Origin of the sequence: uncultured Microbacterium sp. (genome assembly GCF_963524805.1) — a bacterium.
Lineage (GTDB): Bacteria > Actinomycetota > Actinomycetes > Actinomycetales > Microbacteriaceae > Microbacterium.
Genome location: NZ_CAURGG010000002.1, coordinates 352,454 through 367,266, shown reverse-complemented (window position 1 = coordinate 367,266; position 14,813 = coordinate 352,454). Strand labels below are relative to the sequence as shown.

The window sequence follows — 14,813 nt, the reverse complement described above, 5'->3', positions numbered from 1 at the left end:
CGTCACGTGCGTGACAGTATTCGATGCGCTCGCTGGGCTGGATCCGGCACAGCTCGAGGCCGTCGAGCATGGCGATGGACCGCTTGTGGTCGCCGCGGGTGCCGGCACCGGGAAGACCCGTGTGCTCACCGCACGCGTCGCGAGGCTGCTGGAGGCGGGGGTCGCACCCGAGCGGATCCTGCTCTTGACGTTCACGCGGCGCGCGGCATCCGCGATGCTGTCTCGAGCTGCGGTGATGTGCGGCGACGCGCGCGCCGCACAGCGCATCGCCGGGGGCACATTCCATGCCGTCGCGCACCGCATCGTCGCGGAGCACGCACAGCACCTGGGGCTGGAGGACGTCACGGTCATCGATCCCGACGACGTCATCGACCTGATCGACCTGCTGCGCGCGGAGCATGGACTCGACGGAACGGAAGTGCGGCTGCCCACGACGCGGACCATCGCCGATATCGCCTCCCGCGCGATCAACACCGCGACCCCCGCCCGGGCCGTCATCGAAGCTCAGTTCCCGTGGGCGCTCGAGCAGGCCGACGCGATCGCCGGCCTGTTGCGCCATTACCGCGACCGCAAGCGCGAGCGCGGCCTGCTCGATCTGGATGACCTCCTGATCGCCTGGCGCGCGCTGGTCACTGATCCGGATATCGGAGCACGGCTGCGGGCGCGATGGGACTGGGTGCTCGTGGACGAGTACCAGGACGTCAACCAGCTTCAGGTCGACATCGTTCGCGGGCTCAGCTCCGACGGCCGCGGGCTCACGGTCGTCGGTGACGACGCCCAGGCGATCTACGCGTTCCGGGGTGCGAGCGCCGGGCACCTGCTCGACCTCGTCGAGGCGTACCCCGACGCCACTCTCGTGCGCCTCGAAACCAACTTCCGATCCACGCAGCCGATCCTCGACCTCGCGAACGAGGTGCGCCCGGGGCAACTGAGACTTCGCCTCGTCGCGCACCGTCCGCAGCCGGGCGCCCGGCCGACGCTGGTCACCTGCCGCAACGCCGACGACGAGGCCCGCACGATCGCAGACCGCATCCTCGCCGCGCACGTCGATGGCACTCCGCTGCGTTCGCAGGCCGTGCTCATGCGCACGGGATCGCACAGTGCGCAGCTCGAGGTCGAGCTCAAGGTACGAGGGATCCCGTTCCACAAGTTCGGCGGGATCGGCTATCTGGAGACCTCGCATGTGCGCGACCTGCTGGCGAGCTTTCGAGTGGTGCTCAATCCGGCGGACGAGGTGTCGTGGTACCGCCTGCTCACCCGGCACCGAGCGATCGGCAAAGCGAGTGCGCGCGGACTCGCCGGGATCCTCGCGGACGGAGGCCCGGATCGCACGGCCGACGCTGTCGCGGCCGCTCCGGCGAAGGCTCGCACCGGGCTTGCGGCGACGCTTTCGCTCCTCGGCTCCGTGGACTCCACGACCGCCGTGCCGGAGCTGGTCGAGGCATGCCGCGGCGCGGTGGACCCGCTGCTGCGCGCGCACTACCCCGACTGGCACCGTCGGGTGACCGAAGTGGACGGCATCGCTCAGGCCGCCGCGCAGCAACGCGATCTGCGCACATTCGTGAGCGAGCAGGCGATCGACCCGGTCAACGTCGCGGGCGACTGGGCGAAGCCGCCACATCTCGACGAGGACTGGCTGACACTGTCCACGATCCACTCCGCCAAGGGCCTGGAATGGGACACCGTGCACCTCCTGCGCACGAATGACGGCGCGATGCCCTCCGACATGGCGCTCACCTCGCCGGCCGGCCTCGCGGAGGAGGAGCGCCTCTTCTACGTCGCCCTCACCCGCGCCCGGGATGCCCTCGACGTGTACGTGCCGTCGCAACTGCCCACGCATCCCACTGCGTTCCTGGCCCGGCACGTCGCCGCCAAACCCAGCAGGTTCTTGAGGGAGTCCGCTCGCGGTCTCATGGAGTCGGTCAGCACCGTCGCCGTCACCGCCGAGCCCGCCGCCCACCGGGCCGTCGCTGCGCCCCGCGTGCGCATGGACGCGTTCGACGAGCTCTTCGCCTGAGCTCAGGCAACTCCGTGCCGGTAGCTCCGGCATCGCAGGATCAGGCAAATGTGTGGTGGGCCTGGCGGCATCGTCATATCGTGCAACTGAGGACGCAAAGCGCGTCGCGCCACGAGAACAAGATGAGGAACAGAATGTCTACTTCATGGGACGCCTGGAACTTCCGGGATTCAGCGGCTCGTGCCGCGGAATCGGGCACCATCGTGGGCTACCGCGTACACGCCACCGACGGCGACATCGGCGAGGTCGACGACGCCAGCAACGCCGTCGACGAAAGCAGCATCGTGGTCGACACCGGAGGATGGATCTTCGGCCGGAAGGTGATCCTTCCCGCCGGCACGATTCATCGCGTGGACGACGGGGAGAGGAAGGTGTACATCGATCTCACCAAGGAGCAGATCAAGAACTCCCCCGAGATCGATGAAGCCGCCCTTGACGGCTCAGCGCACCGCGACGGTCTCGGCACCTACTACGGCGAGTTCTACCGCTGATCGCAGAGCACCCGCGTGCGTACGCTTCATATTGCCTTGGACCGCCGGGAGCGTGCTGGACAAGATCTGGCCGCCCGGAGAGACGGAACCGACGCCGGTCGATCCGGTGCGCGTGAGGTTCGACGGTACTGGCGATCATCGCGTGAGCGGCCGAGAATTGTCGGGTGAGCTCGAATGATCCCGTGCAGTCGGAAGCGCTCGCGCTGGTCGGTCGTCTGGCGGCCTCGCTGCCGTCCCTGACGGGCGCCGAGCTGGACGAGCTCGCCGATTCGGTCGAAGCACTCACGGATGCGATCGGGCTGCAGCGGGACTGGTCGGATGCCGAGCCTCGGGAAAACTCGCGCGGTGAGGACACGGCGACGCTTCCCGCTCTCGCGGGCGCCGATCTCACGCGGCGAAGAGAGCCGGATGACACCGGTGACGAGCGCGACGATTTGCTTGCGTGGCTCGCCTACCAGCGCCACGAGTTCCTCCGGAAGTTGCGCGACCTGTCGGCGAAGCAGGCGCTGCAGTGGTCGGTCCCGCCGGTGGAACTTTCCGTTCTGGGCCTCGTTCGGCACATGCGCCAGATGGAGGCCGGCTACCTCGGGTGTGGCCTGAGCGGCGAGGGCGAGCGAAACTTCTACGGGGAAGACGACTTCGGCGGGGGAACGCTGGACAGCGTGAACGATGACATCCGAGGGTGGATGGCGGAGATGCGACGATCGGATGCCGCCATCGCGGCGTGCGCGTCGCTCGACACTCGAGGGCGGGGGCATGGCCGGACACTCCGGTGGTCCCTGCTCAAGATGGTCCACGAGTACACCCTGCATGCCGGCCAGGCTCACATGATCAGATTCGCCGCCCTCGGCGAGATGCAGCGCTGACCACCCGCTCGCGCCGCAGAATGCCGAGCCGGAAGCCCGCGCTCGTCGACTACACCGCCAGGGTGCCGACGGTCTCGCCGAACAACTCGCCGGTCCTTGCGAACCCGACTTTGAGATAGAACTGCTCTGGTCCGTCGTCGGATGGGTCCCAGAGCACGGTGATCTTGTCGTAGCCGCGCCTCCGCGCCTCTTCGCAGATCTTCTCGACCGCGAATCGCCCGACACCGCGCCCTTTCGCCTGCTCAGCGACGTTCAGCCTCCAGATGCCGCCACGGAACTCAGGGATGTCGTTGTCCGGATCCCAATTGGCCATGACGAAGCCGACCACTTCCTCATCGTCCACGATGAGTCGCGGCCAGGCGGTGGGAGTCACATACGCCTCGGCGATCGAAACGACGACAGGTGCGACGTAGGCCTTCTCCCCCATCTGGGGCGGAATGCTGATCGCCGCCGCGAGGTTGTCGGCGTCTAGCTCGACGAGTCGAAGATTGCTCATGACCGCACGGTAGTGGCCGGCGCGGACATCGGGGATTCACAGACGGATCAAAGGCACAGCGCCCCACGGGCGAAGACCCGAACGGTCAGCGCACGCGTCAGTGGGCTTGGTCGAGGTAGGTGAGGACGGCCAGGACCCGACGGTGGCTGGTGTCGTCATCGCTGTCGAGGTCGCACACCGTCGCGATCCCCGAAGCGGCGAAGCTCGTCGACCTGATCCGCGAAGCCGCGGACGCCACCACCGGCAGCAACTGAGGCACATGCGCCGTGTCACTCGGTGCGACGCGGAACGGAAGGAGGAGTGATGTTCGAGGGATTCGTGGATCGATTCGTGGATGCCGAGCGGGGCAAGCTCTTCGCGCGAATCGGCGGAACCGGCTCGCCGGTTCTGCTCTTGCACGGGTATCCGCAGAGCCACGTCATGTGGCATGCGGTCGTCGATGCGCTGATCGCTGAGCACACCGTCGTCGTCGCCGACCTTCCCGGGTACGGCTCCTCCTTCCGCCCCACGCCCACGGCCGACCACTCCGCGCACTCCAAGAGAGCGCTGAGCAGCGACCTTGTGCAGATGATGGACGCTCTCGGTTTCGACGAGTTCGCGGTTGCGGGGCATGACCGCGGAGGCCGGGTCGCCTACCGGATGGCGCTGGACAACCCGGAGCGGATCACTGCGGTAGCCGCGTTCGATGTCGTGCCCACCGGCGAGGTATGGACACGCGCAGACGCGGCACTCGCGCTCATCTACTGGCACTGGTCATTCCTCGCCCAGCCGGCACCGCTGCCCGAAGCGCTCATCAACGCCAACCCCGACGCGTTCTTCGACCTCCACGTCCGCGCACTGGGACTGGGCCGCAAACAGGGGAACTATCCATCGGAACTGATGGCGACCTACCGTGCCCTCCTCGATGACCCGACGGTCGTGGAGGGCATCTGCGAGGACTACCGCGCCGGGGCGGGCATCGACCGCACGCACGACGACGCCGACAAGGCCGCCGGAAAGCACATCACCTGTCCCACCCTCGTCCTGTGGAGCGCGAGCGGTGCGCTTCCGAAGCTGTACGGAGACGTCCTCGAGGTCTGGCACCCCTGGGCTCAGGAGGTGCGCGGACGAGGACTGGACGCCAGCCACTTCCTCGTCGAAGACCAACCTGACCTGGTGGCTGAAGAACTTCTGAGCCTTCTCGACGGGTCCCACCGGCCCCCCTCCTCACCCCAACGAAAGGAACGAACATGACCGATTCGACGACCCCCGCCGCCGCTCGCATCTCCGAGGACACCGACGAGCTGCGGGGCGTGCTCAAGCGCACCGAGATCCAGCACACGTCCTCCTCCATCCCCGGTCGAGACATCGTCCAGGTCCTCACCGAGATCCCCGTCGACGTCTCATCGGGGTGGCACCATCACCCGGGAGAAGAGGTCGGCTTCATCGTCGCAGGCAGGGTGCGCATGGAGCGTGAGGACGGCACCACTCAGATCCTCAACGCGGGCGACGGCTTCCTCATCCCGCCGGGGGTGCCCCACAACGCCACCGACCTCGGCCCCGACACGGGACGCATGCTCTCCACATACATCGTCGAGATCGGAAAACCGGTCTCCACCCTCGAGACGAAGTGACCGTGATCGACGGGCTGGTCACGCAGGAGTGCACGGGAACGGTCCGCGACGTCCTCGAGCGCCTGCGTCGCCAGCTCGTCGAGCGTCGCATCACGCTCTTCGCCGTGATCGACCATGCCCAAGGGGCGCGGGATGCCGGACTTCAACTGAACGATGAGGTCGTCGTGCTCTTCGGGAATCCCATCGTCGGGACGAGCTTGATGCAGGAGAACCCGCTCGTCGGCATCGATCTTCCCCTTCGCATCCTCCTCTGGGACGAGCGCGGCGTGACAACCGCGGCCTTCATCTCCCCGGAAGAACTCGCTCACCGCTTTTCGCTTGACCAGAGCACGCTGCCGATGAAGCCACTCTCGACGCTGATGACGGAGCTCGTGGAGTCCATCAGCGCGTGACAGGAACACGCCACGTCCGCGGTGCCAAGGTGACCTGATGCGCTGCGGCATCCGCAGTCGTATCCTCAAGAAATGGGCGTCATCGAGTTCGAGCTGACCCGCAGGATCGAGGGCGAGATCCAGGACGTCTTCGCTCGCCTGGCCGACATCGATGCTTACAGCGAGTGGATGCCGAACACCGGGAGCATGCTTCGTCGCACCCGTCAGACCTCCTCGGGCGCGCCGGCCCTGGGCACGACCTACCTTGACGAGACCTCTTACGGTCCCACTCCAGGTGAGATCGTCGATTTCCAGCCGCCCGGCACCCTGGTGTACCACTGGTGGAGCAAATCGAAGGCCGGCAAGCTCAAGCTGGAAGGCTGGCCCGCCTACAGGCTCGAGGTGAGCGACGGCAGCGCCACCGTGGTCCATCATCACGCCTCGTTGCGCACGTACGGGATGTACCGGTTGGCCGGCCCCGTACTTCGCAGGATCGCGAAGAAGGAACGGACCGCCACCCTCGATGCCCTCGCGGCGTCCTTCGGATAGCGCGCCACCGGGCCGGCCGCGTGGTCGGCCTATCGGTTTCGCGTGTACCTCGACCGCAGGATGATGCCGGCGACGATGAGACCGATACCCAGGGCGAGGAGAGTCCAGAACTGGACGGCGAGCCCCACCAGATAGCCGCAATCGCGGTCGGATCCACAGTCCGCATCGTCGAACCAGACGACGAACGCGATGAAGACGAGGGCACCGCCGGCCATCATCACCCACGGCCAGAGCTTTCGCATGGCGCTGAACTTAGCAGCGCAGTGTGCAGCCCCGGTCGAGCGGATCAGCTTTCGCGGTTACGCAACTGCGGACAGTCCCGCCGCGACGGCGAACCCGAGTACCGCGGCGAGGCCCGCGATGTTGCCCGCCTTCCTGGTCGCTTCCGGGATCATGGCACTGACCAGCATGACAAGGAGTGCGCCGGCCGCGAAGCCGTCGATGCCGCCCGTGAAGCGATCGCCGACGAGGGCGGAGAGCACGTACCCGCCGACCGTGGACAGAGCACACACGGCAGCGACGAGGGTCCATCCCAAGATGATCGTCCGGGACTTGGTACCTGCTGCCCGCATATCCGTGGCGGACCCGATGGACTCGGGGAGGTTCGATACGAAGATCGCCACGAGCAAGGCGATGCTCACCCCCTCGCCGGCAGCAAGACCGATGCCCAGGACTGCCTGTTCGGGTACGCCGTCCAGGAACGCGCCCAAGAGCAGGGGCATTCCTGCAGCCTTCGCGCCGGACCTGCCGCCCAGGCGTTCCACGCCCCGGTCGCCGAAGAAGAATGCAAGAGCGCCCGCGGCCAGCCCCAGTGCGACGGGCAGGCCTCCGGCTGCAGCGAGCCCTTCCTGAACGAGCTCGAAGGAAACGCTGGAGATGAGCGCTCCCGCGCCGAAGCCCAGAACGACTCCGATCAGGCGGGTGTTCCATCGTCTGACGACTCCCAGGGCGGCACCGATGACGAGGGAGGATGCGGCGAGCGCGCCCCACACCAGAGCCGACAACATGTCACGAAGATACCGACGAGGACGGAAACCGCCTATAAGGACGCGTGCTCGTCCGGGAACTTTCCTCGAACGGTCCCATCGATGGCATCTGCGAGCGCGGCGATCACCGGCCACGCGCCTTCGGAGCTGTTGCCGAGGACGGTGACCGTCGTCCGGCTCTCGGGGATATGGGTCGTTCGGAACGACGCGCCGGCGTCGTACCCCTCGAGAACGAGCGAGGAGTTCCGGCTGCCCAGCCAAAAGCCCATCCCGTACCGCTTCCGTTCTGAGGGCACGTCGAACCGGGGGCGGATCATCTCCGCCACCGTCTGATCCGAGACGATCCGGCCCTCCAGCAGCGCCGTCCAGAATCGATGCAGGTCGTCGGCGGTGAAGTACATGCCACCGTCGCCGTTGCCCTGCACAGGGAGGTGGAGCACGTTGGTGCGGTTGCTGTCTTCGTCCAGGTAGCCGAGCGCGGCATCCGCCGGCAGGTCATCGGAGCGGAGGAAGGCGGAATCGACGAGCCCCGCGCGATCGCAGACCTCGGTTCGGACAAGCTCGTGAAAGCCCTGGCCGCTCGCCCGTTCCGCGATCAACGCGAGCACCACGTACCCGCCGTTGCAGTACGAGAACCGCTCCCCCGGCGGGAACTTCTGGGGGAAGCCGTCGAGGGCGGGCAGGAACGCCTCGGTTTCGGCGAGCTCGTGCAGCGGAGTGGAGAAGATGTAGTCGTCGATTCCCCCATCGCCGTCTTCGTCGATGTAATCGCCCATACCCGAGGTGTGAGTCAGCAGGTGTTCGATCGTCACTGCGCCATCTATCAGGGGCAGGTCCTGGCCGAGAATCGGTCGCACGAGATCCGTCAGGCCGAGGACGCCCATCTCGACCAGACGCATGATCGCGAGCGCGGTGAAACCCTTGCTGCCGCTGGCCGCCGCGATGCGTGTGCTCGGGAGAATCGGAACCTCAAGGGCACGATTCGCGAACCCGTGGCAGCGCTCGAGCGTGCGCGTTTCGCCGACATCGATGGTGAGCACACCCGTGAACGACTCCGCCAGGACCGCCGCGTCCAGCGTCTCGGAAGCGAGGGAGATCATGCGAGGGGCCGGGTCATTCCGGGTCTTCCCCGTTCGCGGCGGCTTCGATCCAGTCGACAGCCTCCGCCGCGAGGAAGAAGCCCGCGGGGCTGCTGCGTTCGATCCACGGTTGCGCGGTGTTCACCGGTGCACCGGTCCAGGCGATATCGGCGACGATCCGGGGCGGAAGTGCCTCGCCGTTGTGGTCGATGAGCCACGCGCGGGTGGACGGCTGGACCAGCGGCCACCAATCGTCGATCTTCACGACGAACGCCCTGTCGGCCGAGACACTCCGGGGCGGACCCGGGTGTGGCGCGGCACAGCACGAAGCTGGTTGACGTGACGAAGGCGAGACGGCGTTTGCATCACGCACCCCCTTGGATAGACCGTGGAGCAGACGCCGGGGTCTGGGGCGACATTCAGATGCTACGCCGCCTCCTCGTTCATGGGCTGCGGTGACGTGCCGCAGCAACGCCGCGGCACCTGTCGACGGACCCGCTGGCCCGTCGACAGGTGCAGCGTCGGTTCACCTCAGCTGAGGCTGCTGTGCGAACTCCGCCGCGATGCGCTCGCAGAAGTCCTCGAGGTCCTCCGGCGAACGACTGGTGGTCAGCGACCCGTCCGTGACGACGGACTCGTCGACCACCTCAGCGCCGGCATTGCGCAGGTCCGTCCGAAGACTCGGGTACGACGTCAGCCGCCTGCCGCGCACTCGATCGGCCTCCACCAGAGTCCACGGGCCGTGGCAGATCGCCGCCACCGGCTTTCCGGAGTCGACGAAGTCGCGCACGAACGCCACCGCGGTGGAGTCCATCCGCAGCTTGTCCGGGTTGACGGTGCCGCCGGGGAGCACCAGAGCATCGAAGTCGTCCGGGGTGACGTCGGCCACGCGCCGGTCCACCGAGAACGTCCCCGCGTCCTCGAGGTCGTTGTTGCGAGCCGCGATCTCGCCGCCCTCGATGGACAGCAGCACCGTTTCGGCGCCTTCGGCATCGAGAGCACTGCGGGGCTGCTCGAGCTCGACTCGTTCCACACCGTCGGCCGCCAGGATGGCGATCCTGCGTCCGTTCAATCCGCCGGCCATCTCAGGACCATCCCCTTGCAACTGATCTCACAGTCTTCCCTTTCATTCGTGAGTAATTGATGACGGGATGCCGCGGGGGCGGCATCCGGATTCGAGTGCGTGCCTGGGTCGGAGGGGCGCCCTCGGATCTTCCTCGGGCGAGCATGCGCGGCGGGCGATCGCCCCACACAGGGGCTTCACATGCGCGGGTCACCGGGGGAGAATGCGCCCCGGCAGGACTCGTGTCAGACGACGGGCAGAGCGCAGACCGCCGCGAGCACCACCCACGCGAGGTAGGCGAGGAGGCAGAATCTGTCCGGCCAGCCGATCCGCAGCTGGGGAGAGCCGCCGTGCCCGCCGGCAGGGGCGGCCGCGACCAGGAACCACGCCAGGCCGGCCCACGGAACGACGGAGGCGATCGCCGGCAACCAGCCGAGCGTGGACGCCACCCCGACCCCGGCCAGCAGCGCGGCGAGCGGGAAGCCGGCGAGAAGCACGGCGCCCAGAAGCGTGTGCGCTTTTCCGACGGGGGTGGCCTGAGCACGCGTGGTCATGATCGGATCTGCATCGATGAACGCAGCACCGAGGCCGCCCAGTCCGACGACGGCAAGGCCGATGGTCCACACGCCGCCGAACGGCCATAAGGCCACGCAGGTCGCCACCAGCCCGATGGCCATCGTGACGAAGGCGACGCGCATGACCCACCCGTATCGCCCGAGGGAGTACTCGCTGATCATCCGCCAGGACGGGTCGTATTCGGGTTCGAGCAGGTGCAGGATCGCGATCAACCCCACCGTGGTCCCGCCGGCGACGATCGCCGTCACACCGGCGATGGCAGCGATGGTCACGAGCGAACAGTCATCAGGACGAAGCCCCCGCCGATCACATCGGCGGGGGCTCGCTTTGGTATTTCAACGATCGTGGCTGCTCATCATGTTGTCCTTCCCTAGGGAACAGATTCGAATCTAACCAGCGACCGCCGCGTTGACAATGCCTCCCTCGAACGGCGCCGCGCTAACGAGCCGTCGCTTCGTCGTCAAGCCCGTGCGCGGTGCGGGCTCCTGCCCGACGATGGAGACATGGACAGGCTGCACTATGCGGGACATTCGATACTCACGGGCAGTGAGATCGCCCGAGCGATTCTGGATTGTGCGCAAGCACTCGCTGAGGCTGACACGTCGGCGACGATCGATGTCCCGATCCTCAACGACGACGGCTCGCTCGGCCGGTCGGAGATCCTGATCGGACCCGCGAGTCAGTTGATCTCCGATTCCGAGCACTCTGATTTCGAAGAGCTCGTCGACGAAGAATTCGTGGCACGGCTGCGCGATCAAGCGGCGCGCGTACGAGCGCATGGCGCTGAAGCCGTCGTAGCCGAGGTCCCCGACACCACTGCCGCGGACAGCCACGACTACGACTACTGAGGAGACCGCCGACCGTTACCGTTCAGCGATCGGTCGGAGTGGCGGCTCCGTCGGCGAAGGACGGCGACAGGGCTTGACGAGACACTTGCATTTTGCAAGTGTTAGCGCATGAGCCTTTTCATCACCTGTCCCGTCGAGAGCGTCGAGCGCGCGACCGCCTTCTACACCGCGCTCGGGTGGAACCTGAATGCCGCAATGTCGGATCACAACGTGTCGTGCTTCGCGATCGCCGCCGACCAGTACGTCATGCTCGGCAGTCGTGAGATGTACGCGAGCGTCGGGGGTACCGAAGAACTGATCGGCGGTCAGAACACGCCGTCGAAAGTCACCGTGTCGTTCGACCTCGGCAGCCGCGAGGCAGTCGACGAGCTCGTCGAGCGCGCCGCTGCCGCGGGTGGACGCATCGGTGACACCGACGATTACCCCTTCATGTACCAGCGCCAGTTCGACGACCCTGACGGCTACCACTATTCGCCGTTCTGGATGAAGCCGGATACCGATCCCACCGCGTGACCGACCTCGCCGCAGCCCTGGAGATCGTGGGAGCGCGATGGGCGCTGCTGATCGTGGAGCGGCTGCTGGACGGGCCGCAGCGCTACGGCGATCTGCAGCGCGACCTCGGAGTACCGACGAACATGCTCGCCACACGCCTGCGGGAACTGGAGGCGGCCGGTGTGCTTTCCCGCCTGCCTCTGCGTCACAACACCCGGGCATACGTGCTGACCGAGCGTGGGCTCGCCTTGCGGGAGGCCATTCTCGCGCTCGGAGCGTGGGGCGCCGGCCAGGTTTAGGGACGGCATGACCTGCGCCATGGCCTGGGTTCGTCGAGCATGAGGTGGGTCGACGTCGCCTCCGCCCCCAGTGTGGCGACGCCGACCCGTGTGCTGGAACGAGCAGCGCGGAGTGGCAGCGAGGAGCGCACCCCTCCGCACGTATAGGACGCAACGGGGAGGAACTCATTACGCGAAATGCGCAAGTCGGCGTGCCGGATGCTGCCGGGTCGACGATCTGGACGGCCCCCCGAGACCAGCATTGGGGACCGAATCCCGGGAGACCTGAAACCCGCGCCGACCCGAGCCGCGCAACGCGTGGCGCGACAGCCCCTGGGGATGCAGGCGCCGACGCGGCAACGGGTCTGATCGAACCGTATCGACGCCGGCCCGCTTCGTCTGTCGGCTCTTCGGTGGACATCGCCCAGTCGTGGCCGAAGACCTCGCGGCCGTCCAGGGTCGTTCAGCGCGCCGTGCCGAGCCGCCAGCGCACCGTCCCTCGGGCGACCACATCGCCGCTGGCATCGACGCAGTCAGCGGTCACGTCGAACTCCACGTCGCCCGAGACCGCCGGCGGCGTGACGTCGCACACCGCGCGGATGGGGCCGCGGGCTTTCTTCAGGTACCGCATGGAGATCTCGGTGACGATGCCTCGAATGCCGTCGGGAAGGGCGGTCAGCAGTGCAAGTCCGCTGGCCTGCTCGGCGAGGTTCACCAGCGCGACGGCGTGGACGGAGCCGAGGTGCTGACGGTTGCCGCGACGGTCGGGGATCTCCACCTCGGCATGACCGGGCGACAGGGCGCGGATGTGCGGCCGCACCGATCCCGAGTAGGGCACGCGCCGACCGAAGATCCAGGAGAACACGCGGGTGCCGCCGGGCAACCTGTGCAGGCGCCACAGACGCAGCAGCCGCTGTCCGGGGGATCGCATGTCAAGAATGCTCGCGCGTCGCGCTCGCGGTGTCCAATCCGCGGGAGCGTCGGTCGGCCGTGCTGAGTACTCTCTTTCCCATGACGATCAGACTCTGCGTCCTGCTGTGGGCGGCAGACGGTCAGGAAGACGCCCTCACCGGCTATGAAGACCAGGTGCTGAGTCTGATCCCCCGGCACGGCGGCGAAGTGCGAAGCAGAGTCCGTCGCGTCGGCGGCGGAGACGGACCGCTCGAGGTGCAGCTGATCGACCTGCCGGATGACGCCCGCATGCAGGCGTACCTGCAGGACCCGGAACGCCTCGCCCTCGCCGACGTGCATCGACGAGCGATCGCGAGGACGGATGTTCTGACCGTCGAGACGATCGTCTGAAGCCGCACCTCTCGGAATCCGGGGAATCTCTTGCAAAGATGTCGTTCCCGGGACTCGCCGTTCGTGGAGTAGGTATGCGACCCGATCGGGTCGACGAGCGCGGAGCCGCCAAGCGGCTTCCGTCCTGATGAGAGGAAAAGACCAGTGCCGAAGTATCTGATCGCATTCAACGACGAGTGGGTGCCCGAGCACACCGCCGACGAGCTGCAGCGCAAGAGCGAAGCCTCGCATGCCCTGCTGGAGGAGATGACGGATGCCGGAGTCTTCCTCTTCGCGGAAGGCGGCATCGACGCCTCCACCGCGATCTGCAGCGTGGTGAGCAAGGACGGCACGGCGGTGTTCACCGACGGGCCGTTCGTCGAGTCCAAGGAACACCTCGGCGGCTTCACGGTGATCGAGGTCGCCGACGATGACGCCGCGCGGTATTGGGCCGGCCGGATGGCCGTCTCCTTGGACTGGCCTCAGGAGGTGCACCGGTTCCCGTCGGACCTCGCGGAGATCGTCGAGCGCTTCGCCGCGGAGTGACCGACGCCGACTCCGCCGTCGCGACGGCCATCGCCCGCGTCCACCGTGACGAGTGGGCGCGGGTGGTGGCCGGTCTGGCTCGTCGCTTCGGCGATCTCGATCTCGCCGAAGACGCGGCATCCGATGCATTCGTCGCAGCGGTGGAGCGCTGGCCGCGCGACGGCGTCCCCCCCAACCCGGGCGCCTGGCTCACCACGACCGCCGCCCGCAAGGCGATCGACAGGCTGCGGCGCGAGTCTCGTCGCGATGACAAACACCAGGCGGCATGGATGCCGGTCGACGACGCTCCGCCGGACCCGGTCGGACCGGTCGACGACGACCGCCTCCGCCTGATCTTCACGTGCTGCCACCCGGTTCTGAGCATGGAGTCGAGGGTCGCGCTGACGCTGCGGTTGCTCGGCGGACTGACCGTCGCCGAGATCGCCCGGGCCTTCCTCGTTCCCGAGACCACCATGGCTCAGCGGATCACCCGGGCCAAGGCGAAGATCCGGGCTGCCCGCATCCCCTACCGGTCGCCCTCGCAGAGCGATGTCCGCGAGCGGCTCGATGGCGTCCTGGCCGTGATCTCCCTCATCTTCAACGAGGGATATCTGGCCAGCGCCGGCGATGATCCGGTACGAGCCGACCTGACCGAAGAGGCGATCCGTCTCGGCCGTCTGTTGCGCACCCTCCTTCCCGACCAGGGTGAGGTGGCCGGTCTCCTCGCTCTGATGGTGCTCACCGACGCCCGGCGCGGGGCGCGTGTGTCGCGCGGCGGCGAACTGGTGACCCTCGACGAGCAGGACCGCGGCGCATGGAACCGCGACCTGGTGCTCGAGGGTCACGCGCTCGTGCGCGAACGGATTGCCGCCGTTGCCGGTGGCGGGCAGCAGCCGGGGCGTTTTCAGCTGCTGGCCGCCATCAACGCGGTGCACACCGCTGCTCCCTCCGCACGCGACACCGACTGGTCGCAGATCGTCACCCTGTACGACCGCCTGGTGCGGATCGACCCCTCTCCCATCGTGCGGCTCAACCGCGCGATCGCCGTCGCCGAGGTGGACGGTCCCGATGTGGCGCTCGCCGAGGTCGACCGCCTCGGCGAGACCTTGGACGGCTACCACGCGTTCCACGCCGCACTCGCCGACCTTCTGCGGCGGGTCGGCCGCAGCGCCGAGTCGCGCGCGGCCTACGACCGTGCGATCCAGCTCACCGCCAATCCGGCTGAACGGGCGTATCTGTCACGCCGTCGGGACCAGCTCGGCGGTGCCGTCTGAGCTTCTCG

General features: G+C 67.5%; 21 protein-coding genes. 13 read left to right on the top strand and 8 right to left on the bottom strand.

Going from position 1 to position 14,813, the window contains the following annotated elements:
- Positions 1-10 precede the first annotated feature (10 nt).
- From RWQ91_RS06220 to RWQ91_RS06210, 3 genes are all read left to right on the top strand, one after another.
- A complete protein-coding gene (locus RWQ91_RS06220; protein WP_314503674.1) occupies positions 11-2,017 on the top strand; it encodes an ATP-dependent helicase in 2,007 nt (668 codons plus the stop codon).
- 134 nt (positions 2,018-2,151) lie between these two features.
- On the top strand, positions 2,152-2,508 hold the full coding sequence (locus RWQ91_RS06215; RefSeq protein ID WP_314503670.1) for a PRC-barrel domain-containing protein: 357 nt from the start codon (positions 2,152-2,154) through the stop codon (positions 2,506-2,508).
- 164 nt (positions 2,509-2,672) lie between these two features.
- Positions 2,673-3,374 carry a DUF664 domain-containing protein gene (locus tag RWQ91_RS06210; RefSeq protein ID WP_314503666.1) on the top strand — a complete coding sequence of 234 codons (702 nt, stop codon included), beginning with the start codon at positions 2,673-2,675 and terminating at the stop codon, positions 3,372-3,374.
- A gap of 49 nt (positions 3,375-3,423) precedes the next feature.
- Here the strand turns inward: RWQ91_RS06210 and RWQ91_RS06205 are convergent, their stop codons facing one another.
- Positions 3,424-3,870, bottom strand: coding sequence for a GNAT family N-acetyltransferase (locus RWQ91_RS06205; protein ID WP_314503662.1), 447 nt, complete (start codon positions 3,868-3,870; stop codon positions 3,424-3,426).
- Positions 3,871-4,173: 303 nt separating this feature from the next.
- Between RWQ91_RS06205 and RWQ91_RS06200 the strand changes: the two genes are divergently transcribed.
- The 4 genes from RWQ91_RS06200 (at position 4,174) to RWQ91_RS06185 (ending at position 6,403) form a co-directional block, all read left to right on the top strand.
- A complete protein-coding gene (locus RWQ91_RS06200) occupies positions 4,174-5,103 on the top strand; it encodes an alpha/beta hydrolase (protein ID WP_314503660.1) in 930 nt (309 codons plus the stop codon).
- Positions 5,100-5,483 (top strand): cupin domain-containing protein, encoded by a 384-nt coding sequence (locus tag RWQ91_RS06195; protein ID WP_314503657.1) that lies wholly within the window; start codon positions 5,100-5,102, stop codon positions 5,481-5,483. Before RWQ91_RS06200 ends, RWQ91_RS06195 begins: the two co-directional genes overlap by 4 nt.
- Positions 5,480-5,875 carry a DUF302 domain-containing protein gene (locus RWQ91_RS06190; RefSeq protein ID WP_314503656.1) on the top strand — a complete coding sequence of 132 codons (396 nt, stop codon included), beginning with the start codon at positions 5,480-5,482 and terminating at the stop codon, positions 5,873-5,875. The genes RWQ91_RS06195 and RWQ91_RS06190 overlap by 4 nt, the downstream gene beginning before the upstream one ends.
- 72 nt (positions 5,876-5,947) lie before the next feature.
- Positions 5,948-6,403, top strand: coding sequence for an SRPBCC family protein (locus tag RWQ91_RS06185; RefSeq protein ID WP_314503654.1), 456 nt, complete (start codon positions 5,948-5,950; stop codon positions 6,401-6,403).
- Positions 6,404-6,432: 29 nt separating this feature from the next.
- On the opposite strand, the gene RWQ91_RS06180 is transcribed toward RWQ91_RS06185, so the two are convergent.
- The 6 genes from RWQ91_RS06180 to RWQ91_RS06155 form a co-directional block, all read right to left on the bottom strand.
- Positions 6,433-6,645, bottom strand: coding sequence for a hypothetical protein (locus RWQ91_RS06180; RefSeq protein ID WP_314503652.1), 213 nt, complete (start codon positions 6,643-6,645; stop codon positions 6,433-6,435).
- A gap of 57 nt (positions 6,646-6,702) precedes the next feature.
- Positions 6,703-7,410, bottom strand: coding sequence for a hypothetical protein (locus tag RWQ91_RS06175; protein ID WP_314503647.1), 708 nt, complete (start codon positions 7,408-7,410; stop codon positions 6,703-6,705).
- A gap of 32 nt (positions 7,411-7,442) precedes the next feature.
- Positions 7,443-8,489, bottom strand: a complete 1,047-nt coding sequence (locus RWQ91_RS06170; RefSeq protein ID WP_314503644.1) for a serine hydrolase domain-containing protein — start codon at positions 8,487-8,489, stop codon at positions 7,443-7,445.
- A 13-nt stretch (positions 8,490-8,502) separates the two neighbouring features.
- Entirely contained in the window at positions 8,503-8,733 is a 231-nt protein-coding gene (locus RWQ91_RS06165) for a hypothetical protein (RefSeq protein WP_314503643.1), read from the bottom strand.
- Positions 8,734-8,994: 261 nt separating this feature from the next.
- Positions 8,995-9,552, bottom strand: coding sequence for a type 1 glutamine amidotransferase domain-containing protein (locus RWQ91_RS06160; RefSeq protein WP_314503641.1), 558 nt, complete (start codon positions 9,550-9,552; stop codon positions 8,995-8,997).
- Positions 9,553-9,776: 224 nt separating this feature from the next.
- A complete protein-coding gene (locus RWQ91_RS06155) occupies positions 9,777-10,379 on the bottom strand; it encodes a DUF998 domain-containing protein (RefSeq protein ID WP_314503639.1) in 603 nt (200 codons plus the stop codon).
- Positions 10,380-10,610: 231 nt separating this feature from the next.
- Between RWQ91_RS06155 and RWQ91_RS06150 the strand changes: the two genes are divergently transcribed.
- The 3 genes from RWQ91_RS06150 (at position 10,611) to RWQ91_RS06140 (ending at position 11,746) form a co-directional block, all read left to right on the top strand.
- Complete coding sequence (locus RWQ91_RS06150; RefSeq protein WP_314503637.1) at positions 10,611-10,955, top strand: hypothetical protein; 345 nt, start codon at positions 10,611-10,613, stop codon at positions 10,953-10,955.
- A gap of 108 nt (positions 10,956-11,063) precedes the next feature.
- The gene (locus tag RWQ91_RS06145; protein ID WP_314503635.1) at positions 11,064-11,468 is read left to right on the top strand and encodes a VOC family protein; all 405 of its coding nucleotides are present in this window, start codon (positions 11,064-11,066) and stop codon (positions 11,466-11,468) included.
- Positions 11,465-11,746, top strand: a complete 282-nt coding sequence (locus RWQ91_RS06140; RefSeq protein WP_314503634.1) for a helix-turn-helix domain-containing protein — start codon at positions 11,465-11,467, stop codon at positions 11,744-11,746. Before RWQ91_RS06145 ends, RWQ91_RS06140 begins: the two co-directional genes overlap by 4 nt.
- Positions 11,747-12,188: 442 nt before the next feature.
- Here RWQ91_RS06140 and RWQ91_RS06135 read toward each other — a convergent pair whose 3' ends face one another.
- Positions 12,189-12,656, bottom strand: coding sequence for a hotdog fold domain-containing protein (locus RWQ91_RS06135; RefSeq protein ID WP_314503632.1), 468 nt, complete (start codon positions 12,654-12,656; stop codon positions 12,189-12,191).
- An 80-nt stretch (positions 12,657-12,736) separates the two neighbouring features.
- On the opposite strand from RWQ91_RS06135, the gene RWQ91_RS06130 reads away from it, so the two are divergent.
- The 3 genes from RWQ91_RS06130 (at position 12,737) to RWQ91_RS06120 (ending at position 14,805) form a co-directional block, all read left to right on the top strand.
- A complete protein-coding gene (locus tag RWQ91_RS06130; RefSeq protein ID WP_314503631.1) occupies positions 12,737-13,027 on the top strand; it encodes a hypothetical protein in 291 nt (96 codons plus the stop codon).
- Positions 13,028-13,171: 144 nt separating this feature from the next.
- Complete coding sequence (locus tag RWQ91_RS06125; RefSeq protein ID WP_314503630.1) at positions 13,172-13,552, top strand: YciI family protein; 381 nt, start codon at positions 13,172-13,174, stop codon at positions 13,550-13,552.
- Positions 13,549-14,805: a sigma-70 family RNA polymerase sigma factor gene (locus tag RWQ91_RS06120; RefSeq protein ID WP_314503627.1), complete on the top strand. Its 1,257-nt coding sequence runs from the start codon at positions 13,549-13,551 to the stop codon at positions 14,803-14,805. The genes RWQ91_RS06125 and RWQ91_RS06120 overlap by 4 nt, the downstream gene beginning before the upstream one ends.
- The last annotated feature ends 8 nt before the right edge of the window (positions 14,806-14,813 follow it).

Bases quoted from the DNA above. Each gene is read 5' to 3' on its own strand.
- RWQ91_RS06215 (WP_314503670.1), top strand. From the start codon at position 2,152: ATGTCTACTTCATGGGACGCCTGGAACTTCCGGGATTCAGCGGCTCGT.
- RWQ91_RS06205 (WP_314503662.1), bottom strand. From the start codon at position 3,870: ATGAGCAATCTTCGACTCGTCGAGCTAGACGCCGACAACCTCGCGGCG.
- RWQ91_RS06200 (WP_314503660.1), top strand. From the start codon at position 4,174: ATGTTCGAGGGATTCGTGGATCGATTCGTGGATGCCGAGCGGGGCAAG.
- RWQ91_RS06195 (WP_314503657.1), top strand. From the start codon at position 5,100: ATGACCGATTCGACGACCCCCGCCGCCGCTCGCATCTCCGAGGACACC.
- RWQ91_RS06185 (WP_314503654.1), top strand. From the start codon at position 5,948: ATGGGCGTCATCGAGTTCGAGCTGACCCGCAGGATCGAGGGCGAGATC.
- RWQ91_RS06180 (WP_314503652.1), bottom strand. From the start codon at position 6,645: ATGCGAAAGCTCTGGCCGTGGGTGATGATGGCCGGCGGTGCCCTCGTC.
- RWQ91_RS06175 (WP_314503647.1), bottom strand. From the start codon at position 7,410: ATGTTGTCGGCTCTGGTGTGGGGCGCGCTCGCCGCATCCTCCCTCGTC.
- RWQ91_RS06170 (WP_314503644.1), bottom strand. From the start codon at position 8,489: ATGATCTCCCTCGCTTCCGAGACGCTGGACGCGGCGGTCCTGGCGGAG.
- RWQ91_RS06160 (WP_314503641.1), bottom strand. From the start codon at position 9,552: ATGGCCGGCGGATTGAACGGACGCAGGATCGCCATCCTGGCGGCCGAC.
- RWQ91_RS06150 (WP_314503637.1), top strand. From the start codon at position 10,611: ATGGACAGGCTGCACTATGCGGGACATTCGATACTCACGGGCAGTGAG.
- RWQ91_RS06145 (WP_314503635.1), top strand. From the start codon at position 11,064: ATGAGCCTTTTCATCACCTGTCCCGTCGAGAGCGTCGAGCGCGCGACC.
- RWQ91_RS06135 (WP_314503632.1), bottom strand. From the start codon at position 12,656: ATGCGATCCCCCGGACAGCGGCTGCTGCGTCTGTGGCGCCTGCACAGG.
- RWQ91_RS06130 (WP_314503631.1), top strand. From the start codon at position 12,737: ATGACGATCAGACTCTGCGTCCTGCTGTGGGCGGCAGACGGTCAGGAA.